Raw genomic sequence first — 26839 nt, forward strand, 5'->3', positions numbered from 1 at the left:
ATTCAATAGGAATTCATTGAGGAATTCAAATATGAATTTATGCAGATAGGGGTCTAGGGCGTAACGGAACAGAAACCAGCGTAAGACCTGCCTCGGGCTTTCGGTATGGCTCAACATGGTGGTTCTTTCTAAGATGGCTCTATAGGCTTGCGGTTATACCCATTGAGCCATAGCTGATAAACCATGGCCTATCTGGGTATACCAAAATGGGCCATATGATGACGACTCTCAATGTTGCGCGGGTGTAGTGGTCAACTGATCCCGGACACGACGTTAAGGTTTTTCTCGTACTGAGCGGGCGCCATTCCATCATTGAACTGGTGTGGCCGAATCCAGTTGTAACGATGCATCAGGTAATGACTGATATCCCGCTGAGCCTCTTGGACCGTCATGTAGCCCACGGTCGGTATCCACTCAGTTTTCAAGCTGCGGAACACACGCTCCATCGGCGAGTTGTCGTAGCAATTACCCCGGCGGCTCATGCTCTGGCGTATGCGGTATCGCCAAAGCCGCTGGCGAAACTGTCGGCTCCCGTATTGGACGCCCTGGTCGGAATGAAACAGCAGGCCCTGAGGCTTGCCGCGTTGCTCATAAGCCATGTCCAGCGCCTTGATCACCAAGTCCGTATCCGGTTTGTTCGAAAACGCCCAGCCCACCACCCGACGCGCGTAAAGATCCATAACCACCGCCAGGTAATGCCATTTTCCTTGCGCCCAGATGTAGGTGATGTCGCCACACCAGACCTGATTGGGCGCGGGTACATCGAACTCCCGATTCAAAATGTTCGGAATGTCAGGCCGCTCCACTGTTGCTTTTTTATAAGCATGCGAGCCTGGTTGCTTGCTGATTAATCCCAGCTCCCGCATCAAGCTACGCACCTTGAACCGACCGATTTGCTCGCCATCCGCCTGCATCATCGACACGATACTGCGGCTGCCGGCAGCGCCTCGACTTTGCCCGAACAGCTCATTGACTCGGCTAAGTAAACGAACCCGCTCGGCGTCTGGAGACCGACGCCGCAGGCAATGGTTGTAGTAGCACGAGCGAGGTACCTCGAACACTTCGCACAGCAATTCGATTGGCTCATGGACACTGAGCTGATCAATCAGCGCATGCGCTCGTGCTCTTCCGACATCAAGAGCGCGGTGGCCTTTTTTAAAATGGATTTCTCCCGCTCAAGACGGGCGATCCGGGCTTCGAGCTCCTGGATTTTTTGCTGCTCGGGCGTGAGGGCTTTGCTCTGTGGAGTGACACCGTTGCGCTCTTGTTGAAGCTGGTTGACCCAGCGACGCAGCGCAGATTCGACCACCCCAAGCGAGCGGGAGGCTTCGATATGGCTATAGCCTTGATCGAGCACGAGGCCTGCGGCCTCGCGTTTGAATTCAACGGAAAAGGTACGGCGTTGTTTGGTCATCAGACACCTCTATCTGGCGATATTCTCGCCTAAATGAGTGTCCGGAACCATTAGACCACTACAGGGTGTACCTGCGTGTCAGTACAGAAGACCAGGACTTGCAGCGCCAAGAAGCGATCATTGGCAATGCGCGAGCATCGGGCTACTACGTGGCCGCGGTCTATCGCGAAAAAGCATCGGGTGCTCGATCCGACCGTACCGAGCTGTTGCGCATGATCGAGGACCTGCAACCAGGTGAAGTCGTCATCGCTGAGAAGATCGACCGAATCAGCCGTCTTCCCTTGGTCGAAGCAGAAAGGCTTGTGGACGCGATCAAGGCTAAGGGCGCACGCTTGGCGGTGCCCGGCATCGTCGATCTATCGGAATTGGCCGAAGCATCCAGCGGCGTCGCCAAGGTGGTGTTACAAGGCGTACAAGACATGCTGTTGCGTGTGGCCTTACAAATAGCGCGTGACGACTTCGAGGACCGGCGAGAGCGACAGCGACAAGGCATAGACTTGGCCAAGGATGCAGGTCGATACCTTGGTCGTAAGCCAGATACCAAAATGCATGAACGAGTCATCGCGCTTAAAAGCGGTGGATGCAGCATTGCGGAGACTGCTCGGCTGGCCGGGGTCAGTGTCAGCCAGGTCAAGCGTGTGTGGGCACAGAACCAAGCCAAAGCGAAGTTATGAACGTAGCAATAACTATTATTTTTACGCCCGGTCTCCCGTGCGTCGCACGTTTGCTGTTCCGTCGCCCACACACAACATTTCGCGCTTTAGCTACATCGATTTAGTCTCCGACTCTAAAGCCCTCGTCGAGCATGACGTGCAGGACGCATGATTTTGCAACACACAAAGGAATCTCATGGCCTAGACTTGATTACAATAAGCCATCATTCAAGCAAGGAGCAGTATCGATGGCCATTGAAGACATTAAGCAACTGCGTACTGTCAACGGGCAGCAGCAAGCTCAGACGCTGCTGGATGACGGCTGGGTAATTTTGGCGGTGTGTGTGATGCAAGATGGCACCAGTCAGTACGCCGAGTACCATTTATACCGCAGCTTCCCCCAAGGGCGCCGCAGGTGTGCTGCTGCCCAAGCGTCTACGCCCAGAGGTTGCTGAAGGCGGGGATCACTGAGCTTTACATGACCAAAGGAGCGTTAAGGATGGCGGATTTTTTTATAAGCAACGTTAAGCAGGTGCGCGAGCTGGAGCTGGAGCACGAAGTGAACCGGCACCTGCAAGACGGCTGGGTACTGTTGTTGGTGCGGCCCGGTGTGAGCCATGAACGCAATCTCGAAACCGGTCTATGGGAAAGTCTGCCCAGCACCGAGTATGTGCTCGGCTGGATTGGTGAGACCGAGCCGAAGACTATCGCGCAGTACGATCAGGAGGCTTACTGATGCAGCTGCATGAGGTCGACGAAATCCAAGAGCTGTTTGACACGGGAGAGGTCAACGAGGCGCTGGCAGCGGGCTGGCGCATCGTGGCGGTCGTGTCATCGGTGCAGCCGCGCGGTGATCTGCCGGTGGCCTGCTACGTGCTGGGCCGTTACGTGGAAAAGGACCGGGCGTTGCTAACGGCGACTGATACAGCGCGGGCCAACGGCCTAGGCTGACACGTCCCCCCGGAACAAGCCTAACGGAACCCGCAGCCTGGATCTGAATGCTTTTGGCCACCCATCAAGGAGCTGTCAATAACGAGGCTGTATTTCGGCCCCCTCGCTTTCAGCAGGCAAGGGGGCTTTTTTACGTTCTGAAAACTAATCCCCCAAGGTAAATGAACGTGTCTAACGCATGCATTATTTCTTCGTCAGGCAGGCTGGCGGGAACTGTCAATACCGGTTCGCCACCGGCACCTCGCGCTGTAGCCGTATGGGGATTCGACTTCCGATCAATCCGAATATCATTGGGGTTTACGAGGTAAAAAAGTTGGTCATGTGCTTCTTCCGTGATTGCTGATAGAGTTTGGAAACTGAGCAGTTGACGCTGAGAGGAAGGTGATATCTATTCAAATTCCGCACCGAAGATCCAGAAGCTTTTAAGCATAAGCCTGTTTGTTTCAGTTTCGCGGACTGTTACCTCTGGCGTTTCCGAACGCACGTGCTGAGGGGGCGGCACGTATTCCTGTTTGCAGCAAGATATCTGACACGGTGCTCCTCTTGTCCAATACGGTAGCGATGGTTGTGATGCTCCGGTGGCGCAATGCTTTCAGACTCAATGGGAAAAGCCGTATCGAAGTGAGGAAGCTCCTCAGTCAAACTTTGCGCTTCTTGGAGTATCCTGTAGGCATCCAGATTGCTGCTCCAATTATTAATTCTTACCATTGAACTTCTCCTTGAATAAAAAGTCATAGTGACCCGCTAGGGTCAAATCATTGCATTCCATTGAGGATCACAAAGCGCTGTAACTGAATTACGGTCTTCTGTAATCCCACCATCTACAAATCGTCTCTTTTTCGCAATTTTTCCGTAACACAGGCCTTGTGTTAGCTTAGCCAGCGATTTGGTTCCATCAGCAATAGGTCCAGAGGGTCTTTATTGATCTGCATCAAAAAAACATGAAGTTTTAGGCTCGTGAACCGCCCCGGGTTTCTCGGAGACCCTTTTGTTTGAGTCATGCCACGTGGGCAGACTCGGTGAGTTGCTGATAATAGATGGCTTCTGCCTCGACCGGTGGAATATGACCGATTGGCTCCAGCAGGCGGCGGTGATTGAACCAGTCCACCCATTTCAGCGTTTCCAGCTCCACCGCCCCCCGTGTGGGCCAAGAGCGTCGATGAATCACTTCAGCCTTGTAAAGACCATTGATGGTCTCAGCCAAGGCATTGTCGTAAGAGTCACCGACACTCCCGACCGATGGCTCAATACCGGCTTCGACAAGACGCTCGGTATAGCGAATGGACACGTACTGCACGCCACGGTCACTGTGGTGAATGAGTCCACCCTGCTTGACTGGGCGACGGGTGTAAAGGGCTTGCTCCAGTGCATCGAGTACAAAATCGGTACGCGCTGAACTGGACACCTTCCAACCGACGATGAATCGGGCAAAGACATCAACGATGAAGGCCACGTAAACAAAACCCTGCCAGGTACTGACGTAGGTAAAGTCCGATACCCATAGGGCGTTCGGGCACTCAGCCACAAACTGACGGTTGACATGATCCTGCGGGCACGGCCTGGCTTGGTCGCTGACCGTCGTCTTGACAGGCTTGCCGCGTACCACGCCTTGCAGGCCCAGCTCTCCCATCAGGCGTTGCACCGTACAGCGGGCGACTTGCTGGCCTTCACGCAGCAACTGTCGCCAGACCTTGCGCACGCCATATACATGGAAGTGCTCATCCCAGACTCGCTGGATGTGCTCACCCAGTTCCTGGTCACGCTGCGCACGCGCTGACTGCTGGCTGGGGTCAGCCTGCTGAGCAGCGTACCGGTAGTACGTCGACGGGGCGATTGGCAACACCTTGCAAATCGGCTCGACCCCGTAAGACTGGCGGTTTTCATCAATAAACGTCTTCATCGTTTGAATGGGCGGTCGAGCTCCGCCTGGGCAAAATAGGCTGAGGCCTTACGCAATATCTCGTTAGCTTGACGCAACTGACGGTTCTCACGCTCCAACAGCTTGACTCGCTCACGTTCGACTGTGCTCAGCCCATCAAGCTGGCCGCTGTTGCGCTCAGATTGGCGAACCCACAGCCGTAATGTCTCGGGCGTGCAGCCGATCTTGGGGGCAATGGCACTGATGGTGGCCCACTGCGACTCGTACTCAGGAAGGTGTTCGAAAACCATCCTGATGGCCCGCTCACGGACCTCTGGGGAGTACTTCGGTAGTTTTTTCATCGCTCCATCCTCTCAAAGGTTGGAGTCTCCGAGAAACCCGGGGCGGTTCACTCGAGACAAGAAGCATGGGTAAAGCCAGCGCCGGAACCGCTGAAAATCAGCAGCGTGAACGACATGTTTCCCGACGCTTCTTGCGTAAGCGTTTCGATGAGAGAAGGGCCAGGCGGATTGGCCATCACCGCCGTCATTCACCACGATGAGGAGCCGCCCTGCTGACGTGGCCTCTGCACCGCCTGCTTACAAACCTCGACCGCTCAAAAACCTCTTCACGGCCAACGGCTGCTGGGCAGATTTGCTGGAGGCCGGCGGTCTGCGCCAAATCGAAGTGGAGTCGATCAGCAAAATGCTCGCCTGCGGCACCTCGATACTGGGCGTCAAACACTACACCTGCGCCAATGAGCATTGCCCACACGTCAAATACCTGTGCAACACCTGCCATTGCCGGGCCTGTCCCTCCTGCGGCAAAAAGGCCACCGACCAGTGGATCGCCGTGCAAAACAACCGTCTGCCCGACTGCCCCTGGCAGCATCTGGTGTTCACGCTGCCCGACACGCTATGGCCCCTGTTCTTCTACAACCGCTGGCTGCTCGATGCGCTGTTTCGGCTGGCGGCCGATAACCTGCTCTACGCCGCCAGGCGGCGCGGTTTGCGCGTCGGGATTTTCGGGGCGCTGCACACCTATGGCCGGCGGCTCAACTGGCATCCCCACGTCCACCTGTCGGTGACCGCGGGCGGCCTGGATGAGCAGGGCGTCTGGAAAAATCTGTCGTTCCACAAAGAGGCCCTGCGGCGGCGCTGGATGTGGCTGGTGCGCGATTACCTGCTGGGACAGCCGCTTTCGCAATTGACGATGCCGCCGCAGCTGGCCCACATCCACTGTGAAAGCGACTGGCACCGTCTGATACTGACCGCTGGCGGCCAGCACTGGCACATCCACTTGTCGAAGAAGACGGAAAACGGGCGAAAGACCGTCAATTACCTGGGCCGCTACCTGAAAAAACCGCCCATCTCGGGCAGTCGTCTGGCGCATTACACCTCCGGAGCCACGTTGAGCTTTACCTACCTGGATCACCGCACGCAGACCTATCAGCAGGAAACGCTGAGCCAGGCCGACATGCTGCGCCGGGTGGTGCAGCACATCCCGGAGAAGCATTTCCGGATGATCCGGTATTTTGGTTTTCTGGCCAATCGGGTGTGTGGGAAATACCTGCCGAAGGTGTATGAAGCATTGAAGATGGCGACGCCAGACCGACACCGAAGCTGTATTTTGTGCAGATGGCCAAAGCCTTTCTAAACGTCGATCCGTTCCGTTGCGTGCTGTGTGGCGCGCGGATGGTATACACGGCGGCAATCAGCGGGCTGACGGTGCAGGGACTGGTCCTCAACGCTCAGGCGATCGCGCAGATGAGGTACGTGAAGCCCTGACAGGGGGAAGGTGCGTCCGCACCTAGGCTTCGCGGTGAAATAACCTGCATTAACGCTTTCTGATAGGGATTTTCACTGCATATGTAACGCCTCAGCGTCTTACTACGCATCGCTATGAAGGCATGACGCCTCCGTCATAGCGTCAGCCTGATGCATAGGCATTTTGAAATTCCTATGCATGGACGCGATCAAGGCTAAGGGCGCACGCTTGGCGGTGCCCGGCATCGTCGATTTATCGGAATTGGCCGAGGCATCCAGTGGCGTCGCCAAGGTGGTGTTGCAAGGCGTACAAGACATGCTCTTGCGTGTGGCACTGCAAATAGCGCGTGACGACTTCGAGGACCGTCGAGAGCGACAGCGGCAAGGCATCGACTTGGCCAAGAGCGCTGGTCTATATAGAGGACGCAAGCCGAATGCTAAAGTGCATGAACAGATCATTGCCTTTAAAAGCGGCGGGTGTAGCATTGCAGAGACTGCGAGGCTGGCAGGGTCCAGCGTCAGCCAGGTAAAACGCGTTTGGTCGCAGTACCTGGCGGCTAAGGCAGATGTCTGAGGTGCTGCTTGGTTCAGTAACCGTCTGTGACCTTGCTGAGGTATTTTCAGTCACTTGGTCAACAGTATCGAACCCTTTCATCAGGCAAAAAAATGCTCGATTTATCCGCAGAGCAACACCAGCTGGCGAAGATAGTCCATGACTATGCCAGCCGATTTCCATCTACAGAAAGTGGCGATAGCCAGCTACTTCAGGGCTGCTATGACTATATGCTGGCTTTCAAACAGGTGCTCGACAGCTCATCAAAGGTCCAGATGGACTATATCTGCCTGCAATATCCAGGATTGTTTCGCTTCGCGAAAATGATGGAGTTGCTGGCCCAAGGTATTGCTGATGGCGTCATTCAGGTGCCGAAAGAACACTCAAAATGACAGGACGGTCATTTCGACGGTTTGGGCGTACAATTTCATCAGGAGGCATTATGAGCATTCAACTTGACCCTCGCGTCTCGGAGTTCGAGACCCAGGAACAGGCCGACAATTACGACCGTTGGTTTCGCCTGCGTATCGAGCGCAGTTTGGCCGATCCGCGTCCACCCGTGCCGCACGATGAAGCAATGGCTCGCGTCAGAGCCATGATTGAGGCAAAGCGCCGCCGTGCTAGTTGAGTGGCTTCCACAAGCTTTGGAGGCACTGGAGGAAATCGCCGGCTACCTAGCCGAGCGCAACCCTTATGCTGCCGAGCAGATGCAGGCCACCCTTGAGGCCACGGTCGAGGCTCTCCCCCTGCACCCTTACATCCACCGTCCCGGCCGTGTTCCAGGAACGCGCGAAGCGGTTGTGCATCCCAACTACCTGGTTGTCTACCGCGTCGGTACAGAGCGCATCAGCATCGTGGACGTCCTGCACGCCCGCCAAGAGTACCCCTAGCTGCCGTCGCCAATATTCCGGCCACTACAACGACTGAAATCAGTTCATGCATAGGAATTTCAATAATTCCTATACAGGGTAATCCTCCTAAAAAGGCACCCTCTGCGTGATGCCAACGTGGCGTCGATGTCGGCAAAAAGCTTTTTTAACCCATCACCCACGCCGAAAAATGGATTGAAAGCGACTTTTCTGTACCTTTTCCAGATTTTGGACGCACCTCTCCCGTATCAGGCCGGCACGTACCTCAATTGCGCGATGCTTTGAGCGTTGTTGATCAAGCCCTGCACGGTCAGGCCGGCGATGGCTGCGGTATAAACCATCCGCGCGCCACACAGCACGCAGCGGAACGCATCGACGCTTTGGCCATCTGCGCAAAATACAGCTTTGGTACCGGTCCTGGCGTCGCCATCTTCAGTGCTTCATAGACCTTTGGCAGGTACTGCCCGCAGACCCGATTGGCCAGAAAACCAAAATACCGGATCATCCGGAAATGCTTCTCCGGGATGTGCTGCACCACCCGGCGCAGCATGTCGGCCTGGCTTAGCGTTTCCTGCTGATAGGTCTGCGTGCGGTGATCCAGGTAGGTGAAGCTCAACGTGGCCCCGCAGGTGTAATGCGCCACACGACTGCCCGAGATCGGCGGTTTTTTCAGGTAGCGGCCCAGGTAATTGACGGTCTTTCGCCCGTTTTCCGTCTTCTTCGACAAGTGGATGTGCCAGTGCTGGCCGCCAGCGGTCAGTATCAAACGGCGCCAGTCGCGTTCACAGAGGATGTGGGCCAGTTGAGGCGGCATCGTCAGTTGCGAAAGCGGCTGTCCCAGCAGGTAATCGCGCACCAACCACATCCAGCGCCGCCGCAGGGCCTCTTTGTGGAACGACAGATTTTTCCAGACGCCCTGCTCATCCAGGCCGCCCGCGGTCACCGACAGGTGGACGTGGGGATGCCAGTTGAGCCGCCGGCCATAGGTGTGCAGCCCCCCGAAAATCCCGACGCGCAAACCGCGCCGCCTGGCGGTGTAGATCAGGTTATCGGCCGCCAGACGAAACAGCGCATCGAGCAGCCAGCGGTTGTAGAAGAACAGGGACCACAGCGTGTCGGGCAGCGTGAACACCAGATGCTGCCAGGGGCAGTCGGGCAGACGGTTGTTTTGCACGGCGATCCACTGGTCGGTGGCCTTTTTGCCGCAGGAAGGACAGGCCCGGCAATGGCAGGTGTTGCACAGGTATTTGACGTGTGGGCAATGCTCATTGGCGCAGGTGTAGTGTTTGACGCCCAGTATCGAGGTGCCGCAGGCGAGCATTTTGCTGATCGACTCCACTTCGATTTGGCGCAGACCGCCGGCCTCCAGCAAATCTGCCCAGCAGCCGTTGGCCGTGAAGAGGTTTTTGAGCGGTCGAGGTTTGTAAGCAGGCGGTGCAGAGGCCACGTCAGCAGGGCGGCTCCTCATCGTGGTGAATGACGGCGGTGATGGCGAATCCGCCTGGCCCTTCTCTCATCGAAACGCTTACGCAAGAAGCGTCGGGAAACATGTCGTTCAGATACGTTGTCTGGCAGCAACTACAAAGATCGACATTACCGAAAGGATTGATATCGAAGAAAAAGTCGGTATCGGGAACGAAGGTGGTATGCCCGGCGCGTTGGAGACGGGTCTGCTTTGCCTTGGCTTTTGCCCGGCTCGCCCGTTTACGTTTTTTGGTCTCTGACGCCATGTGTAAGCCTGTGCTGAGGAGGGATCGACTCGATTTCGGCTATGATAACCGATTTCAAAATCCCACAATTTGCAGCCGCAGGCTGCCCAGTTCTCGGCCCCAAGCTGACCCCTTACTCTGCAATCCAAATGAACTTGATAGGGAAGGAACACCATAATGTCTCTGACTAAAGACCAATTCATCGCCGGTATCGCAGAAGCTATCGACGCGCCAAAAAACACCACGGGTAAGGCTCTTGATCAATTGGGACAGATCGTTGCCGACCAGCTGGGCAACGGTGCAGAAATCACTCTACCGGGCATCGGCAAACTGAAAGTGGCAGAGCGCCCAGCCCGCACTGGCCGCCACCCCTCGACTGGCGCTGCCATCGAAATCGCTGCCAAGAAAGTCATCAAGTTCGTCCCGGCCAAGAGGCTGAACGACGCGATCAACAACGGTGCGCCTCAGAAAAAGGATTTTGAAGTACGTTAAGCTGAACTGATTTCAGTCTAATGGCCGGAATTGTGGTGACGGCCGCTAGGTGTAGCGGCTTGCAATCGAAAACAGCCGCTATTTCCATCATGGCTACCCAGACTATTACTCTTTGAGCCGATCAACCAGTCGTGTCATCAGATCCATGCGCTCATGGAAAATAGCCACGATCAGAGCAGGCGCTCCCTCACGCGGTAGGCAGAAGACGTAATGATGCTCGTACCGCCCCATCCGTAGAGCCGGAAAAAGCGCACTCATGTCTTTGAACACACCCCGGCCATCGGCGAGGTTGGCGATCCCCTGTTCCAACGTAGCGATGTAGCGGCGCACCTGCGCATCGCCCCATTGCTTACGGGTGTAGCGGACGATGCCCCGCAGATCGGATTCTGCCGCAGCGGTGAGAACGTAGCCGGTCAAGCGCTGCCCTCGATCAGTTCTTCATCGAGAATTTTGCTGATGCTCTTGGCAGACACATTGCCGGTAAGTCCCTCGTGAATACGTGCGCCGAGCAGGGTTCTCAGTTCTTCCCATGCCTGATTGGCATCAGCATCGCCCGGAAACAGTCTTTCCAGCGCATATTGCTTGATGGACTTGCCCTGCAAGGCAGCCAGCGCTTTCAGGCTTTGGTGCTGCTGGTTTGTTATGTCGATGGTTAAGCGACTCATGGGATAACCTCCAAGACTACACATTCCCACATTAGAACATATGTGCTAATGGAGCAGGCGGTTATACATGGTTACATTGACGCAGGTTGTCGTAAAACACCTGTTTGGCGTCAATTCGCACCAGTACTCGCTTCCCGCCCATGACGGAAATTTCTGGGATTCCGGCTTACCGAGCGATCAGCTCAAGATGACCGTTTGTAGTACTGCAGTCCTTCACCTTCTTTCCGTCGATCCGGCACATGCAGCGGAGTCAAACAGAAACTATTGGGCTTGTGCTCAATGGGGAAGCCCTTGTAGTACGATTTTTTCCGAATTCTGCGGGCTCCCCATCAAGGTCCGCGACGAGCTGGCGCAACCTTAGTCGGTCAAGGCCAATGGCGCTGACCTACTCATCGTCACGAAGCACCCAGCCCGCTTTTGAAAAAGCCCACCGGCTCAGGAAGAGGCTATCAAGGGGGTCATCGAGTTGGCACCCTCTGCTGTGACAGCGTCACTTGCGGTGTGCTGCTCACGCCTGCACGGAATTTTGCGGCGTCTTTGCGATTGTTTGGTTGGGATTTGAAAGCCGGAACCGTGATTGCCAAGGCCGGGACGTTCTCCTCCTCCCAGTCGTCGATATCGTCGCACTCTGGCGGCGAAGGCACGAGTCTGAAGGCGTCTTGCGCGGGCGCCTGCACTTCTCGCTGGTCAGTCAGTGGGGCACCCTGAAGCTGCAGCGCATAGCCGTGCTTGTAAAGATCATGGAATTGCTCCTTGAGCCTGAAGGTGTCAGGCGTGTGGAACTGGATCTCCCAGAGCGCGCCTTCGGGACTGCGCATAGTGACATTGACCGCTTTAAAGGCTGGCTTGTGCTTGGCAAACAGGTTGTTCAGCTTGACGCGCACATGGCCCTGATCGTCCAGCGAGGCCAGCACACCGCGCAAGCCAGCGGTGAAATCCTGCGGATCCAGTACTACGCTGTAGCGCAACGCATCGTTCACGCCGGCCACGGCTTCTTCCAGGGTCTTGTTTTTCACAGCCATCTGCTGCTTTAGCTTTTCCTTCAACGAGCCGACCGACTTCAGTTGATGGTCCATGCCCGCCAGTTGCCCAGCATGGGACTCGGCGACGCGCCTCAGCATGTGAGTGACCCTAGGTTCCATCTCGCGAGCACGCTTCAGTAAGCTCTGCGCCTCAAGCGCAATGTCCTCTGGCTGCACGGCGCGCAAGCGCTCGGCGGGCGGTGGCGGTGGGTCGATCAGGTCTGCTTGCTGCAGCGAGTGTAGCGCGTCTTGCATGACGCCCGCAGCCATCGTCGGCATGTTCTGCAGGTCCATCTGGGTCTGCTCGGCGTCGAAGCGACCATCGTGCATGGCCCGGGCAGTCACCTTGCCATACGGTACGCTGCGAACCCGATCAGCGAACCCTCGCTCGGATCGTTCGCACGACTCAACGATCTTGGCGAACAGCGCAGTGCCGGTGTCAGACTTCAGCGCATCGGTGCCCACCTTGATCGCGATGGTGAAGAGGTTGCGCATGCTCAGTTCCGGCTCTCCAGGGATGAGCCCCGGTTGCCCTGCCGGGAATTGCGCGTGCGAGAGCCTGCACACCGGGTAGTTGTCGATGATGGCGTGAATCCGTGCCTCAGTATCAGGCGCAGCAAGGTACGCCTGGGCGAGGCGTGGGAAGGCCTCGCCCAGCGCATCCGGCAATGGCGGCATTTCGGCACGCGATGATGCCCCCGGCTCCAGTCGAAGCAGTTGTGCATGCAGGAGCTCGGCGGCTTCACGTGCCTCGGGCAGGTGGGCGCGCCCGATGGCGTTGTATGCCTGGTTGCGCAGTTCCGTCAACACCTGAGGATCTCTGGCTTTGCTGTCGAGTGCTACACGTAGACCGTTACGCAGGTCGCGCTCAATGCCGTCATAAGTGCCGAACATCATATTGCGCGCCATTGCCTCACGCAGGTGGTCAGGCTGCGCCATGAAGCGCGCTGCCAAGGTGCTGGCCGCCCCCATGATCTGGCCGCCACGTTGCAGAGACATGATCTCGGACAGCCGCCCCGCCTGGTAATGGCCGTTGTCAGGATCAATGGCCGGCGTGGCCGTTTTCGGCGGCTTGAAGGAACGTGGCTGGCCGCGGCGTACCTCGCGATCGGCCATCTCGCGCGAAATCAGCGCGGCCAGCTTGGGGTAGCCCGCGTACACGAACGCGTCGTCGCCGTCGGTGTCCATGTTGCGCTTGCGCAGTTCCGGGATAGGCAGTGCGCCCATGCGTCCGGGCTCCACGATGTCCTTGAGCCGCAGGCTGCCGGTGGTGAGCATGTCCTGCGGCACGGCACTGCGGTCGCGACCGGTCGTCCAGCGCGATAAGGTCTTGAGGTCCTCCTTCGAGCAGGCCAGATCCATGTCCGCAAAATTGGCTGGCCAGTTCTTTGATGGCACCACGATGAGCATGCCCTTGCTGTGCAGCATCTCGGCGTCGCTGCCCGATCCGTCGTCGAAGCCAGTGTAGCTGTACTGGATACCAAAGGACTGCGAGAGGAATTCGGCGGTGGCGTCGCTCTGCGCCACTGTCGCGACGCGTTCTTCCGGCACGGGCAGCAGGTTCTCCTTGTCATAGGGCGGCTTGCCGATCAGCAAGGCGCCGCCTGCGGCGTCGAAGGTCTGGCTGCGCTCGCTCGGTAGGTGCACCTTGTCGTCGGCAGCAGGCACCGCCCTGACTCTTTGGCCCTGGTAGCCGCCGCTGGTGGCCAGTTCGTATAACGTGAGTTGACTCAACTCCGACGGCAGCGCCTGCAACCGGCGCTGCATCGCCTCGTGCGCCTCCTGCAGTGCCGCCTCGTCACGTGGGAAGTGCTGCAGCGCCTGCGGTGCCAGCCGCGTGGGTCCCTTATCCTTGGCAATAAGGTCACGCTGCTTCTGGCTGGCCTCACCGGCCTGCACTGCTTGCCAGGCAGAGAAGTACTCACGGAAGGCCGGTATGCGTAGTGCCACCTCCAGCTTCAGGAAGCCGCAACCATCGTTGGGGCACAGCGCCAATGCATGCCCGTCCGGTGCTGTTGGCTTGAACGGGTGCGCAGGGCCGCTGACGTCTTCAAAAAATCCCAGACGCAGTGTGCCCTCAATGACGTGATCGGTCGGCACCATCTCTAGTAGCGAGCGCTGCATCCGCGACCAGTCTTCGCGCTGCGGGGCAAGCTTGGCGATGAGCTGCATCAGGCTACTGCCCGGCGCGGTGTCTGTATAGCGCATTGCCGGCAGCAGCGACGGTGCTCCGGATGTGCCGGACAGCAACTGGGCGGGGCGACTCATGTGGCCTCGCGTGGCGCGGCTGCCGCCGAACATGTCAAAACGCCAGGGTTCGTCCTGGTAGGTGAGCGTACGCGCGAGCATGAACGTCGAAATTGCCCCAGGCAGTTGGACCTCCACCAGCGGCAAGCCCGTCAGCCGTGTAAATAGCGAGTACGGCTTGTTCGTCTCGGTCGCATTGGTCGACACTTCCTTGCCGCGCAGATCGACCACGATGTGGGTCGTGCTGCCGTTGCCGGGTGCCGGAGCAACGGGCTCGCCGGGTGCCGACCGCATGCTCAGGCGCCCGGCGTCAAGGTCGAACTGGCTCGGTGGATGGGCCTGCGTAATCTTCGCTGCTTCCTTCGCCATGCGCAGGTCCAGGGCGTCAAATACGATGTCACCGGCCTCGATCTGCGCGATCAAGTTCCAGCTCATCTCGCCGAGGTCCTCCTCGATGGCCTCGCGTGTCCGCTCCAGCGTCCTGTCAACCCATTTCCCCAACTCTTCGCGACGTTGGCGAATTTCCTGGCGCGAGCCTTCGATGTGGCGCGGCTTGCATTGCCGGCTCACCATGCTGTAAGCCTTGAGTACCTGGAAGAAGGTCAGCGCCGGGCATCGAGTGGCGTATTGTTCGAGGTCGGTCGAAGACGGCGGGACACCGCCGGTAAGGTACAAGTCGATCTTGCGCTCGATGATGGGCTGCAACGTATTGAACACGCGCAATGCGTGCCCCCGATGGCGAGAGGTCAACTCTGGGCTGCGGATCAACGGCAAGAATCCCATGCACAGGCTGCCGAGCCCCTCAAGGTTGGTTTCCCGTAATCCGTTTTCCTGCGCGAGCACCGCAACCCGCTCCAGGGCCGACCGAGCCAGCGGACGCATCTGGCGATGGAGTTGCGCCGATGAAAGGGCCTTGAAGAGCATACCAATGTCTTGCGCGGAGGCAGACTCAAAACGCTCACGGTGCAGCTCCAGGTGCCCGGCCATTGCCAGCAGTTTGGCGCGTCCCAAAATTTGGAACTGTTCCTCATCCAGGTGCAGCAGACGGGACATCGCGTTGGCCACCATGGCGAGCCCACGCATCTCGAACTGCTGCCACGGCAACTCTGCCGAGCCGACGCGTTCGGCGAGCAGCAACACTGCCGAATGACATGCCGGCCTTCCGAGGCATCTGCTCAGCGCATTGAGCGACACAGCCACGTGGTGCTCATCCATGGCTTGTCGCAGATCGTTGTCCTCCGCCAGCCTGCCGGCCAAGACATCGGTAGCACTCTCGCAATTCGCACGTTCGGGCCATTTGCTCAAGGCGTTGAGTGCTTGAGTCACGCCGATATGACTGAGGGCGTTGCGTAACTCGCGATCATTGGCCAGTCGCGAGGCCAAGGCGTCAGCGGAGGCCTGGCTAACGTCCACGTCGGGCCATTTGCTCAGGGCGTTGAGCGTGTTGGCCACGCCTTGCGGGTTGAGGGCGTTGAGCAAGTGGCGATCATTGGCCAGTCGCGAGGCCAGTGCCTTGACGGCGGCAGTGCAGTCCGGCGTGTCGGGCCATTTACTCAGGGCATTGAGCACGTTAGCCACGCCTTGCGGGTCGAGGGCGCTGAGCAAGTGGCGATCATTGGCCAGTCGCGAGGCCAGTGCGTTGGCCGCGTTCGCGCAATCCGGTGTGTCGGGCCATTTGCTCAGGGCGTTGAGCGCGTTGGCCATCTGTTGCGGGGTGAGGGCGTTGAGCAAGTGGCGATCATTGGCCAGTCGCGAGGCCAGCGCGTTGGCGGCGGCAGTGCAGTCCGGCGTGTCGGGCCATTTACTCAGGGCGTTGAGCGCGTTGGCCATCTGTTGCGGGTTGAGGGCGTTGAGCAAGTGGCGATCATTGGCCAGTCGCGAGGCCAGTGCCTTGACGGCGGCAGTGCAGTCCGGCGTGTCGGGCCATTTACTCAGGGCATTGAGCACGTTAGCCACGCCTTGCGGGTCGAGGGCGCTGAGCAAGTGGCGATCATTGGCCAGTCGCGAGGCCAGTGCGTTGGCCGCGTTCGCGCAATCCGGTGTGTCGGGCCATTTGCTCAGGGCGTTGAGCGCGTTGGCCAGTTCTTGCGGGGTGAGGGCGTTGCGTAACTCGCGATTGTTGGCCAGTCGCGAGGCCAGTGCGTTGGCCGCGTTCGCGCAATCCGGTGTGTCGGGCCATTTGCTCAGGGCGTTGAGCGCGTTGGCCAGTTCTTGCGGGGTGAGGGCGTTGCGTAACTCGCGATTGTTGGCCAGTCGCGAGGCCAATGCGCTGGCGACTGCCGCGCAGTCCGGCGTGTCGGGCCATTTGCTCAGGGCGTTGAGCGCGTTGGCCAGTTCTTGCGGGGTGAGGGCTTTGCGCAAACCGCGCTCGTCGGCCAGCCGTGAGGCCAGCGCGTTGGCGGCGTACTTGCTGTCTGGCGTGTTGGGCCATTTGCTCAGGGCGTTGAGCGCGTTGGCCACACCTTGCGGGTTGAGGGCGTTGCACAACCCAGGGGCGTCGATCAGCCGCGATGCCAGCGCGTTGGCAGCGTCCGCGCAGTGCGGTGTGTCGGGCCATTTGCTCAGGGCGTTGAGCGCGTTGGCCAGTTCTTGCGGGTTGAGGGCGTTGCGTAACTCGCGATTGTTGGCCAGTCGCGAGGCCAATGCGCTGGCGACTGCCGCGCAGTCCGGCGTGTCGGGCCATTTGCTCAGGGCATTGAGCACGTTGGCCACGCCTTGCGGGTTGAGGGCTTTGCGCAAACCGCGCTCGTCGGCCAGCCGTGAGGCCAGCGCGTTGGCAGCGTCCGCGCAGTGCGGTGTGTCGGGCCATTTGCTCAGGGCGTTGAGCGCGTTGGCCACGCCTTGCGGGGTGAGGGCGTTGCGTAACTCGCGATTGTTGGCCAGTCGCGAGGCCAGTGCCTTGACGGCGGCAGTGCAGTGGGGCGTGTCGGGCCATTTGCTCAGGGCGTTGAGCGCGTTGGCCACGCCTTGCGGGTCGAGGGCGTTACGCAAGCTGCGCTCATTGGCCAGCCGCGAGGCCAGTGCGTTGGCAGCGTCCGCGCAGTCCGGCGTGTCAGGCCATTTGCTCAGGGCGTTGAGCGCGTTGGTCAGTTCTTGCGGGTCAAGGGCGTTGCGCAAACCGCGCTCGTCGGCCAGCCACGAGGCCAGCGCGTTGGCAGCGTCCGCGCAGTCCGGCGTGTCGGGCCATTTGCTCAGGGCATTGAGCACGTTAGCCACGCCTTGCGGGGTGAGGGCGTTGCGTAACTCGCGATTGTTGGCCAGTCGCGAGGCCAGCGCGTTGGCAGCGTCCGCGCAGTCCGGCGTGTCAGGCCATTTGCTCAGGGCGTTGAGCGCGTTGGTCAGTTCTTGCGGGTTGAGGGCGTTGCGCAAACCGCGCTCGTCGGCCAGCCGCGAGGCCAGCGCATAAGCGGCGTCCTTGCAGTCTGGCGTGTCGGGCCATTTGCTCAGGGCATTGAGCGCGTTGGCCACGCCTTGCGGGTCGAGGGCGCTGCGCAAACCACGCTCGTCGGCCAGTCGCGAGGCCAGTGCCTTGACGGCGGCAGTGCAGTCCGGCGTGTCAGGCCATTTGCTCAGGGCATTCAATGTGTTTCCGAATTCTTGCGGTTTGAGGACGTAGCGCAAGTTGCGATCATTGGCCAGCCTCAAGGCCAGTGCGTTGGCGGCGTCCGCGCAGTGCGGTGTGTCGGGCCATTTGCTCAGGGCGTTGAGCGCGTTCGCGACGCTCTGCCCATCCATCGCATGACGCAAGCGTCTGTTGCTTGCAAGCATATCAGCAAGCAAGTACGCCATGGATTGGCAGTCCGGATTGTCGGGCCACTTGCTGAAGGCATTGAGTGCCAGGCCGATGTGCTGCGCGTCCAGAGACGATCGGGCAGAGTGGTTACGTTGCAAGTGACGCGCCAGACGAGCCACCGCGCGTTCACACCTGCCGCTGTTGAAGTTCTTGGCGAAGGCGTTCAAGAATAGGACTGAGTGGCGGCCATCCAGTCCCGATAAATCATCTGCCTGATTGAGCTGTCCGGCGATCCACGCGATTGCATCCATGCACGCTTGCTGGTTCGGATGCTTGCTCAGCTTGTTGCCCACATGGGCCAGCTGCGTCAGCGATGCACCGTCAAACCACTTGGTCTTGCAGAGATACTGCGCCGCAACCTCCGTGCAACGATCGAGCTCGCTATGCGTTACGCCTGCCCCTGTGGCGCGCCTTGCACTGGCAATCATCAGAAGGTATTGGTCGAGCCACTGCGCATTGGTTTGCGCGTTGACGCTCTCATCCAGGAAAGGCAGCGCCAGCCCGCAGCCGATGTGACGCGCCAGCGCGTTTTCCTTTGCCACCGACACGCACAAGCGAGCGTTGTGGTTCTGAGGTACTCGGCTGGGGGCACTCAGCCATTTCCGATACCGCTCTCGCTGTTCCTGCAGCTGCTCTTTTGCAGCTGGATCGAGCTGATGTTCGGCCTGGTGAAGATCCGCCGCCGTCCACTCCAAGTCATGCATTGGCCGCTTTGGCTGCCGATACGGCTCTCGCTCTTCCCGAGGTCGTTTTCCTGCCGCCCGGTCGAACGTGTGTTCGGCCAAGCGCGCCTCCCAGCCATGCGTTGTTCTTTGTGGCCTACGATGCGATGACGATGCACTGACGTCAGCGGGCGCTCTGTCATGGGGCCGCTCGGACTTGGTACGATGTCGGTCGGTGATATCGTTGCGCAAGTGCGCGTGAATGGTAGGCTGTTGCCGAGCGTCCCTGTCCCGTGCGCGGCCACCGGCTCCAGGTTCATCCTGCTCCACCCGTCGCCGTTTGGCCGGCTGCCGCTCATTGCAACTGTTGCCGGTACTGGCTTCCGGCTGATCCCCGGTCCGCTTGAGCTGGTCCTCTTCACTGAAAGACCGGTTTGTGCTCAATGCGTTTAGATTGACGTTGGGGATTCTCATGTCTGCAATTAGTCCATCCGAATGTAGTCGTTGTCACGGTTGAGTTGCACTGGGCCGTGTTTCTTGGCGGTCAAGGCGTTGTTTGCTGACGCAATACGACCTTTAGCTCTTGCACCTGATCTTCGTACCGACGCTGATATTTGAGCGAGGATCCGCTCCTCCAACAGGGCCGCCTCAGTGGCGCGTCCAGCCAAGGTGCCGTTTGGCCGCTCACGCCTCGCGTTCGAACTGCAGTGATGTCTCTGCGCGGCTGTGTAATGAGCGAGCCAGCCTCTTGCCGGGCCTGCTGAGCGGTTGGCTATTTTTGCAGCGTTCCTTAAAGAGGTTTTTGACCACTGACGCTGAAGTTATGTAGCCACCAAATTTTCATTAAAAGTGTCGCGTTGTGTGGCCTTTTGGACGGATTTGGTTCCTTGGGAAGGTCTGAAGTAGCCGGATGTTTTCCGGCTACCGAGTCCTCAGCACTTTTCAAAAAACGATGCATGTCGAAATTTGCTCAATTATCTTCGCTTTTTAGCTCTTTCGGCCGCTGCAAAGCCTTTTGCGGTAACCATTTCCTGCATTACACGCGCACCTCTCCTGCGCTCGCCAACAAATGTCGGCGGGCCATCCACAGGTTTGACAGGGCGAACAACGTCACCATCTGCGCGGTGTTCTTGGCCAAGCCCCGAAAGCGCACTTTTTCATAGCCAAACTGGCGTTTGATGACCCGAAACGGATGCTCGACCTTGGCGCGAATCTGGGCCTTGGCCTTCTCGATTTTTCGGATCGCCTTGTACAAAATACTGCGTTTTCCGTGCTTTTTGTAAGTGCTGCGGCGGGCGGCAATCTGCCAAATGACCTTGCGCCCAGCGTGTTCTTCGCGCTTCTCGACCCCGGTGTAACCTGCGTCGGCGCAGACTACGTTTTCCTCGCCGTGCAGCAGTTTGGCAACCTGCGTGACGTCTGCCACATTGGCCGCTGTTACTACCACGCTGTGCACCAGGCCTGACTCGTCGTCGGCGCCGATGTGAGCCTTGGCGCCGAAATAGTACTGGTTACCTTTCTTGGTTTGATGCATCTCAGGATCGCGTTTGCCATCCTTGTTCTTGGTCGAACTGGGCGCGTGAATCAGCGTGGCATCGACGATGGTGCCTTGACGCAACGACAAGCCACGGTCGCCCAGATAACCATTAATTACGCCGAGAATCCCGGTCGCCAACTCGTGCTTTTCCAGCAGACGACGGAAGTTGAGAATGGTGGTTTCGTCTGGAATTCGCTCCAGGCTCAGGCCTGAAAACTGACGCAGGATGGTCGTCTCATACAGCGCTTCTTCCATCGCCGGATCGCTGTAGCCGAACCAGTTCTGCATCAGATGAACACGCAGCATCGCCATCAGTGGGTAGGCGGGCCGGCCACCTTCTCCTTTTGGATAATAGGGCTCAATCAGGGCAATCAAACCTTTCCAGGGCACCACCTGATCCATCTCGATCAGGAACAATTCCTTACGGGTCTGCTTGCGCTTTGTAGTGGTCAACTGATCCCGGACACGACGTTAAGGTTTTTCTCGTACTGAGCGGGCGCCATTCCATCATTGAACTGGTGTGGCCGAATCCAGTTGTAACGATGCATCAGGTAATGACTGATATCCCGCTGAGCCTCTTGGACCGTCATGTAGCCCACGGTCGGTATCCACTCAGTTTTCAAGCTGCGGAACACACGCTCCATCGGCGAGTTGTCGTAGCAATTACCCCGGCGGCTCATGCTCTGGCGTATGCGGTATCGCCAAAGCCGCTGGCGAAACTGTCGGCTCCCGTATTGGACGCCCTGGTCGGAATGAAACAGCAGGCCCTGAGGCTTGCCGCGTTGCTCATAAGCCATGTCCAGCGCCTTGATCACCAAGTCCGTATCCGGTTTGTTCGAAAACGCCCAGCCCACCACCCGACGCGCGTAAAGATCCATAACCACCGCCAGGTAATGCCATTTTCCTTGCGCCCAGATGTAGGTGATGTCGCCACACCAGACCTGATTGGGCGCGGGTACATCGAACTCCCGATTCAAAATGTTCGGAATGTCAGGCCGCTCCACTGTTGCTTTTTTATAAGCATGCGAGCCTGGTTGCTTGCTGATTAATCCCAGCTCCCGCATCAAGCTACGCACCTTGAACCGACCGATTTGCTCGCCATCCGCCTGCATCATCGACACGATACTGCGGCTGCCGGCAGCGCCTCGACTTTGCCCGAACAGCTCATTGACTCGGCTAAGTAAACGAACCCGCTCGGCGTCTGGAGACCGACGCCGCAGGCAATGGTTGTAGTAGCACGAGCGAGGTACCTCGAACACTTCGCACAGCAATTCGATTGGCTCATGGACACTGAGCTGATCAATCAGCGCATGCGCTCGTGCTCTTCCGACATCAAGAGCGCGGTGGCCTTTTTTAAAATGGATTTCTCCCGCTCAAGACGGGCGATCCGGGCTTCGAGCTCCTGGATTTTTTGCTGCTCGGGCGTGAGGGCTTTGCTCTGTGGAGTGACACTATACAGGGTAATCCTCCTAAAAAGGCACCCTCTGCGTGATGCCAACGTGGCGTCGATGTCGGCAAAAAGCTTTTTTAACCCATCACCCACGCCGAAAAATGGATTGAAAGCGACTTTTCTGTACCTTTTCCAGATTTTGGACGCACCTCTCCCGTATCAGGCCGGCACGTACCTCAATTGCGCGATGCTTTGAGCGTTGTTGATCAAGCCCTGCACGGTCAGGCCGGCGATGGCTGCGGTATAAACCATCCGTGCTCCGCACCTCTATCGATCCCATTTCGATTGCAGGCCGCTACAATTAGGGGAAAATACTCTGCTAACGTTTTACACCCTAACTTCAAAAAGCTCTACACACCAAGGTGCCGTCGAACTTCCGAATAGTCATAGAGCTGGTCCTTCATCGACGAGATCGTCGGGGCACGGGCGGAATCCGGCGTCCGGTGTGGCAGACCTGACGCGGCCAATGCGTCGAGCGCCGACTGTAAGCTGGCTCGTGCCTGGCGCAGCTCTACCTTTGCGACCGCTAGGTTCTTCAGTCCTACCGGGCCACTCGTGAGGCCATGTTTGAGCGCTTGGGCAACAAGCGCAAGCTCGTCCCAACGCGTATGCGCGTGTTGCTTATATCCGGCGGACGTACGCAGGTCGACATCGCGATTTCCGGCGCGAAATCGCCAGTGCTCAGCATCGGCTGTGTATACCTCGGGGTCCACGCGCAGTTGCGTCATGATCTTCTTATTGTCAGCTTTACTCATCCGCACCTCGCCCGTTGCACCGGTGAAGACGGCACCGCCCGCAGCACCCGTGCCCGCCGCCACGGCGAGCGGCGCGGGCTGCAAGCCATGGTCGTGACCTTGCGAGTCATGTACGTGGAAGCTGTCGATCGACGCGACGGCATCGACCACCGGTAGCGTCGTCCCCGTCGATACGCCGCCCTGGAATGCCTGCACGTAGCGCTGCACGATCTGTGCACCTTCGCCCGGCTTGCGCAGACGCGCTCGGCGGTTGGCCTTCTGGAGATTGTCGAGGTCGTCCAAGCAGCGTCCGATTACGCTGTCCTCAGGAATAGCGCTCCAGCGGTCCATGTTGAAAGACTCGAATTGGTCGGCGTGCATCTTCGTAACGTCTATCTCGGCGTCTAGTTCCCGCAGCTGCTTAAGAGCTAGGGCGCGCATCGGCCTGCCCGCCTCGCGCTGGACGTCAATGTCCTTCTGCATCTCGAGCCGCCGCCGCATCAGCTCGCCGATGGTGTCCTCGTAAACCTCGCGAATCGCGGCGATCTGCACCTCTGGCTGGGTCAGGAACGACTGGCGCAGCTTGGACTCGGAAATATGCCCGACAGTCAGATCCTTGAAGTGGATATTCGCCGCATTGTCCTTCAGAAAGTCCCCCCACTTCGTGTTGGCGCGTAGGTTGTAGCGGTGCTTGTTGCGCCGCTCGTCCAAGTAGCCCGCTCCCCATTGCAAAGGGATAGTGCTGGCCAGAATGGCGGGGCCCGCGACTTGACCCACCACCGGAACGGTAGTGGACACAACGGTGCCTATGGCGGCCACGCCATTTACGGCCATTCCCCAACCTTTACCGTAGGTTTGCGTGCGATTCAGGCCGATGCGGCGCCGATACTGTCGGTCGGCTACGCCATGCAGCGCGAGAAAGGCGTCCACCAATCGCGGCAGCGCCTGGGGGTCGCTCTTATGGGCTCGCGCAAAATGTCCAACGGCCTCATCGAGTTGACCGCGCATCTCCCTCGCGGCTTTCACTATCTTACCCATATCGGGGCTCTTATCGATCTGCGGCGATAGGACAGGGAGTCCACCCACGCGCTTAAACGATTCCATGACGTCCGTGACGGAACGAAGGCCGCCTGTCAGAGCTGGATTGACCACGCTGGACGGCAGTTGGTGGGAAAGAATCTTGACTGTCTTGGTGACGGTCTTACTCACGCCGGGGACCTCGGAAACCCCAGCGCTGACTGCTGCGGCAGCTACGCTAACCAAGCGTCCCGCCACCGAGTGTAGTCCTTCGTACAGGCCGGCTTTGTGCACGCCCTTCTTGTATTGGTCTATGTCGATATTCAATGCGGCGAGCAGGTGCCTCTGTGCAACGTCGGTGAGCTGCGTTCGGCTGAACTTGCGGGGGGCGGCCTGCACTTCGGCGATCAATTCATCGACGGGCCGGTTGACCAAGGCATCAAGGCGTTGATTGCCCGCACTCGTGCGTGGGGGCCGTGGAGAGAGACGTGCCAAGTTGTTTTTCTTGCAATAGATCTCGGCGGCCGCGCGTAACTTTACGGCTGCAAGCACGCGATCAAGGTCGAGCGGTCGGGCAATCGCGGCTTGGTAATCGGTCAGGAGCGAATGGCGCCTGCCGGCGGCTGTCATAACTTCAGCACTACTAGCGGTTTGCTCAGATCCGAGGCTCTGTACCTCAAACGCCAAAGGCGTTGCAACACGTTCCAATCCGTGATCGGATTTTGAACGTGTAAGCAAAGGCTGATGAGGCGTCAAGCCGTGAGCGCCGACATCAGAGCGCGTGCGCCGCATCGGATTGCCAACAAGATGTCTGCCACGGTTTTCCTCTTGTGTCACAAGGTGCCGGTGGTTGTGATGCTCCGGTGGCGCCATGCTTTCAGGCTGAACAGGGCAAATGGTCTGGATGGGAGGGGGCTCCTCCGTCAGACTTTGCGGTTCTTGGAGTATTCTGTATGCATTCAGATTGCTGCTCCAACTATTAGCCTTAATCATTGATTTTCCTAATCGCTGCCTCGACATTGTTGTTCATTTGACCAACCGGCAAGAGCCGATGCCTCGCTTGAGTGTTCAAAAAGCACAGGAGGGTTCCTAAGACAGCTCCGAAACAGAGCCTGATAATAGACTTGGCAAGATTGCTGAGCCGCTGCACAGCCAAAGCACTAAGGGACATGCCATGAACGCAATTGCTACCCCTGTCATGGGGTTCATAACCTGTACTGAGCCGCTTCAGGCAAAAGGCAATGGGTATGACTATCCCATCCTGGTTCGGATTGAATTCGAGCGACAGCCAGATGATTCAGTCCAATTGATTTCCCGGGGAGGCCACACAGGAACACTGATCACAAATGCTCGAAGGGTGAATATCTCAAGCCACGACTGGGACAACCGCCCGTATGACCCCCTTGATAGCCTCGTCCTGAGCCGGTGGGCTTTTTCAAAAGCGGGCTGGGTGCTTCGTGATGATGAGTAGGTCAGTGCCTATTGGCCTTAACCGACTAACGTTGCGCCAGCTCGTCGCGGACCTTCATGACGGTCGTAGTTGAACACGCAGCGTGCCTCGCTACTGCGCGGATACCGAGACCCGCAGCCAGCAGCTCACGCACTCGGTTACGCAGCTCTGCGTCTACGGGTCTGCCTTTGTAGACGCCTGAAGCTTTTGCCTTCTCAATACCTTGTGCCTGGCGCAGTCTTCTTTGCTGATAGTCCTTCCTGGCGATGGCGGCCATCATATCGATCATCATGTAGTTGATGGCCGCCAGCATGCGGTCGGTGAACTCGTCCCCCGACTGGGCCGTCATGCCTTGATGACTGGTAGGCAGATCCACAGAGACGATCCGTATGCCTCGGTTATCGATTGCTGTTTTGAGGGATCGCCAAGCCTGGTCATCCATCCGCGACAGCCGATCGATGCTTTCCACCAGCAGCACGTCACCTCGGCGAGCATCTTTGAGTAATCGAATTAATTCCGGGCGGTCGGCATGGCTGCCACTGGCATTTTCCATGTAGCACGATGCGATGGCCTTGCAGTAGCCGGAGACAAACGTTTCCAAATAATCACGCGCTCGACTTGCGTCCTGGTCATCGGTCGATGCTCGAAGGTATGCACGAATGAACATCAGTAGATCCGTCTCATTTTGGGTGTAGTCTAATGATTGTATCAAATTGGGTGTGCTTTAAGTGCGCAAAGCTGAAATCTGTTCGTGCTGATTTTCGTATCACTTGGGGTATACCCTATGTTGACGATAATAAGTAGCACCATGTGGTGACAAAAATGCAGGTAAAATAAAAGAGACTAGATATACGTAATCACGTATAATTAGTCCATGAACAAAGTCCTCAAACAAATCATCTTTATGGGCTCAGCTCTAAACGACCTGAGAGCGTTCCCAATCTCTGCCCGCCGTGAGGCCGGCTTTCAGCTGGATAGGGTGCAGGTGGGCAATGAGCCTGACGATTGGAAGCCCATGACGACCGTTGGTCCAGGGGCACAGGAGATACGGATCAGGGACGCCCACGGCGCCTTCCGTGTGATCTACATTGCGAAATTCGCGACGGCGGTTTATGTCCTGCACTGCTTCCAAAAGAAGACGCAAAAAACGAGCAAGCACGACCTTGACCTCGCCGCCAAGCGGATGAAAGAACTGACTAAGGAGTTGAACTAATGACTGAATCAAATCAAGCCTTCAGCAGCGTCTGGGACGCCCTGGAGGACTCACCAGCCGAAGCAGAGAACATGCGTATTCGCACCAGCCTAATGACGGCTATCCGAGACTTTATCGAGGTGCGTCAGCTCTCGCAGGCTGACGCTGCGCAGCTGTTCAACGTAACGCAACCCCGCATTTCAGAACTCCAGCGCGGGAAGATCGACCTTTTCAGCGTGGATCGATTGATCAACATGCTCGCCCAAGGCGGCATGCACGTTGAAGTCAGTGTCAAAACTGCAGCTTGATACAGGTTACATGTGGTTGCGATTCCTGTAGTTTTGACTTCTTTCAGCCTGGTCTGCCCCTATGATTGTAGATCCTGACCTGCCTGGTCTTGCAACGAAGATCACTCAGAACTACAGCAACGCCCAGATTGCCCAATTGATCAGGATGATCAGTCCTGTTTCACCCTGCGCCCTGATGGCCGCGGACGAATTTGGGCGGGTCATGGCCGTGCTTGCGGGACAGAATCGACGTCGGGCGTTCTCCGATCGCTCGATAAGTGCTGCCAGGCTTGTCTTGGTCATGGGTGCCAGCGTGTCCGAAGCAGCCTTGGAGACTGGATTGACCCGGCAGGTGGTTCACAGGCTTATGGCACGCATTCGGGCGCGCCTGGAGGATTTGCCGGCTGATTGGGTCAAGGTTGAAGCCTGGCTTCCCCCTGCAGCTGCGGGTGACGTTCTGGCTTTGGCTCAATCACTCAGATCTGCTCGATCGCAATAGGAGAGGAGTGCCCTGGCTG

General features: G+C 58.0%; 22 protein-coding genes, 3 pseudogenes and 1 other annotated feature. Of the genes and pseudogenes, 14 read left to right on the top strand and 11 right to left on the bottom strand.

Annotation, left to right across the window (positions count from 1 at the left end; translation table 11 throughout):
* Window positions 1–251: 251 nt before the first annotated feature.
* Window positions 252–1414 (bottom strand): IS3 family transposase gene (locus LJU29_RS27840; RefSeq protein WP_122320854.1). Its coding sequence is split into 2 segments (ribosomal slippage): window positions 252–1159 and window positions 1159–1414, totalling 1164 coding nucleotides; the frame shifts between segments, so codons are not numbered across the junction.
* A gap of 11 nt (window positions 1415–1425) precedes the next feature.
* Here LJU29_RS27840 and LJU29_RS27845 point away from each other — a divergent pair.
* The 4 genes from LJU29_RS27845 to LJU29_RS27860 all read left to right on the top strand — a co-directional run bounded on the left by LJU29_RS27845 (window position 1426) and on the right by LJU29_RS27860 (window position 3018).
* Entirely contained in the window at window positions 1426–2088 is a 663-nt protein-coding gene (locus LJU29_RS27845) for a recombinase family protein (RefSeq protein WP_257113028.1), read from the top strand.
* A gap of 227 nt (window positions 2089–2315) precedes the next feature.
* Window positions 2316–2522 (top strand): hypothetical protein, encoded by a 207-nt coding sequence (locus tag LJU29_RS27850; RefSeq protein ID WP_054077178.1) that lies wholly within the window; start codon window positions 2316–2318, stop codon window positions 2520–2522.
* A gap of 44 nt (window positions 2523–2566) precedes the next feature.
* Entirely contained in the window at window positions 2567–2803 is a 237-nt protein-coding gene (locus LJU29_RS27855) for a hypothetical protein (RefSeq protein ID WP_054077177.1), read from the top strand.
* Window positions 2803–3018, top strand: coding sequence for a hypothetical protein (locus LJU29_RS27860; protein ID WP_054077176.1), 216 nt, complete (start codon window positions 2803–2805; stop codon window positions 3016–3018). Before LJU29_RS27855 ends, LJU29_RS27860 begins: the two co-directional genes overlap by 1 nt.
* Window positions 3019–4015: 997 nt before the next feature.
* Here the strand turns inward: LJU29_RS27860 and LJU29_RS27865 are convergent.
* Window positions 4016–5238, bottom strand: a protein-coding gene (locus LJU29_RS27865) for an IS3-like element IS51 family transposase (protein WP_257110834.1) whose coding sequence is annotated in 2 segments (ribosomal slippage) — window positions 4016–4953 and window positions 4953–5238 — 1224 coding nt in all. Because the reading frame shifts where the segments join, the coding sequence is not laid out codon by codon here.
* Window positions 4844–4960 (bottom strand) — a sequence feature (AL1L pseudoknot). It overlaps the preceding gene by 117 nt.
* 196 nt (window positions 5239–5434) lie before the next feature.
* On the opposite strand from LJU29_RS27865, the gene LJU29_RS27870 reads away from it, so the two are divergent.
* The 5 genes and pseudogenes from LJU29_RS27870 (at window position 5435) to LJU29_RS27890 (ending at window position 8085) form a co-directional block, all read left to right on the top strand.
* A protein-coding gene (locus tag LJU29_RS27870; protein ID WP_257113017.1) for an IS91 family transposase occupies window positions 5435–6663 on the top strand; the annotation gives its coding sequence in 2 pieces (ribosomal slippage) (window positions 5435–6476 and window positions 6476–6663; 1230 coding nt in all).
* Window positions 6664–6841: 178 nt separating this feature from the next.
* A pseudogene (locus LJU29_RS27875) lies at window positions 6842–7216 on the top strand (recombinase family protein); the annotation flags it as partial.
* A gap of 92 nt (window positions 7217–7308) precedes the next feature.
* Window positions 7309–7587 carry a hypothetical protein gene (locus tag LJU29_RS27880; protein WP_004666944.1) on the top strand — a complete coding sequence of 93 codons (279 nt, stop codon included), beginning with the start codon at window positions 7309–7311 and terminating at the stop codon, window positions 7585–7587.
* Between the two features lie 50 nt (window positions 7588–7637).
* Entirely contained in the window at window positions 7638–7823 is a 186-nt protein-coding gene (gene relB / locus LJU29_RS27885) for a type II toxin-antitoxin system RelB family antitoxin (protein WP_003381808.1), read from the top strand.
* Window positions 7813–8085, top strand: a complete 273-nt coding sequence (locus tag LJU29_RS27890) for a type II toxin-antitoxin system RelE/ParE family toxin (protein ID WP_004662083.1) — start codon at window positions 7813–7815, stop codon at window positions 8083–8085. The genes relB and LJU29_RS27890 overlap by 11 nt, the downstream gene beginning before the upstream one ends.
* A gap of 227 nt (window positions 8086–8312) precedes the next feature.
* Here LJU29_RS27890 and LJU29_RS27895 read toward each other — a convergent pair.
* Both LJU29_RS27895 and LJU29_RS27900 read right to left on the bottom strand, forming a co-directional pair.
* Window positions 8313–9532, bottom strand: a pseudogene (locus LJU29_RS27895) (IS91 family transposase).
* Window positions 9513–9794: a hypothetical protein gene (locus LJU29_RS27900; RefSeq protein WP_257111429.1), complete on the bottom strand. Its 282-nt coding sequence runs from the start codon at window positions 9792–9794 to the stop codon at window positions 9513–9515. Before LJU29_RS27900 ends, LJU29_RS27895 begins: the two are co-directional and overlap by 20 nt.
* 156 nt (window positions 9795–9950) lie before the next feature.
* On the opposite strand from LJU29_RS27900, the gene LJU29_RS27905 reads away from it, so the two are divergent.
* On the top strand, window positions 9951–10265 hold the full coding sequence (locus LJU29_RS27905) for an HU family DNA-binding protein (RefSeq protein WP_005758826.1): 315 nt from the start codon (window positions 9951–9953) through the stop codon (window positions 10263–10265).
* 105 nt (window positions 10266–10370) lie between these two features.
* On the opposite strand, the gene LJU29_RS27910 is transcribed toward LJU29_RS27905, so the two are convergent.
* From LJU29_RS27910 to LJU29_RS27935, 6 genes and pseudogenes are all read right to left on the bottom strand, one after another.
* A complete protein-coding gene (locus LJU29_RS27910) occupies window positions 10371–10682 on the bottom strand; it encodes a type II toxin-antitoxin system RelE/ParE family toxin (protein ID WP_053486599.1) in 312 nt (103 codons plus the stop codon).
* Window positions 10679–10930, bottom strand: a complete 252-nt coding sequence (locus LJU29_RS27915) for a type II TA system antitoxin, ParD family (RefSeq protein WP_004643047.1) — start codon at window positions 10928–10930, stop codon at window positions 10679–10681. Before LJU29_RS27915 ends, LJU29_RS27910 begins: the two co-directional genes overlap by 4 nt.
* A 458-nt stretch (window positions 10931–11388) precedes the next feature.
* Window positions 11389–19128, bottom strand: coding sequence for a XopAD/skwp family type III secretion system effector (gene xopAD, locus LJU29_RS27920; RefSeq protein ID WP_257113018.1), 7740 nt, complete (start codon window positions 19126–19128; stop codon window positions 11389–11391).
* 562 nt (window positions 19129–19690) lie between these two features.
* Window positions 19691–20644 carry an IS5-like element ISPsy2 family transposase gene (locus LJU29_RS27925; protein WP_257113019.1) on the bottom strand — a complete coding sequence of 318 codons (954 nt, stop codon included), beginning with the start codon at window positions 20642–20644 and terminating at the stop codon, window positions 19691–19693.
* Window positions 20641–21638 (bottom strand): annotated as a pseudogene (locus LJU29_RS27930) (IS3 family transposase); the annotation flags it as partial. The pseudogene LJU29_RS27930 and the gene LJU29_RS27925, both read right to left, overlap by 4 nt.
* A 353-nt stretch (window positions 21639–21991) precedes the next feature.
* Window positions 21992–24022: a hypothetical protein gene (locus LJU29_RS27935; protein WP_057454612.1), complete on the bottom strand. Its 2031-nt coding sequence runs from the start codon at window positions 24020–24022 to the stop codon at window positions 21992–21994.
* A 544-nt stretch (window positions 24023–24566) separates the two neighbouring features.
* On the opposite strand from LJU29_RS27935, the gene LJU29_RS29425 reads away from it, so the two are divergent.
* Window positions 24567–24863 (top strand): hypothetical protein, encoded by a 297-nt coding sequence (locus LJU29_RS29425; RefSeq protein WP_057431766.1) that lies wholly within the window; start codon window positions 24567–24569, stop codon window positions 24861–24863.
* Window positions 24864–24888: 25 nt separating this feature from the next.
* On the opposite strand, the gene LJU29_RS27940 is transcribed toward LJU29_RS29425, so the two are convergent.
* Window positions 24889–25509 (bottom strand): recombinase family protein, encoded by a 621-nt coding sequence (locus tag LJU29_RS27940; protein ID WP_257113020.1) that lies wholly within the window; start codon window positions 25507–25509, stop codon window positions 24889–24891.
* 207 nt (window positions 25510–25716) lie between these two features.
* Between LJU29_RS27940 and LJU29_RS27945 the strand changes: the two genes are divergently transcribed.
* The 3 genes from LJU29_RS27945 (at window position 25717) to LJU29_RS27955 (ending at window position 26820) form a co-directional block, all read left to right on the top strand.
* Window positions 25717–26055: a type II toxin-antitoxin system RelE/ParE family toxin gene (locus LJU29_RS27945; RefSeq protein ID WP_005760316.1), complete on the top strand. Its 339-nt coding sequence runs from the start codon at window positions 25717–25719 to the stop codon at window positions 26053–26055.
* Entirely contained in the window at window positions 26055–26342 is a 288-nt protein-coding gene (locus tag LJU29_RS27950) for a helix-turn-helix domain-containing protein (protein WP_005622028.1), read from the top strand. Before LJU29_RS27945 ends, LJU29_RS27950 begins: the two co-directional genes overlap by 1 nt.
* Before the next feature lie 61 nt (window positions 26343–26403).
* A complete protein-coding gene (locus LJU29_RS27955) occupies window positions 26404–26820 on the top strand; it encodes a TrfB-related DNA-binding protein (protein WP_257113022.1) in 417 nt (138 codons plus the stop codon).
* Window positions 26821–26839 lie beyond the last annotated feature (19 nt).

This window comes from Pseudomonas ficuserectae (assembly GCF_024584585.1).
In the GTDB taxonomy this organism is placed as follows: domain Bacteria; phylum Pseudomonadota; class Gammaproteobacteria; order Pseudomonadales; family Pseudomonadaceae; genus Aquipseudomonas; species Aquipseudomonas amygdali.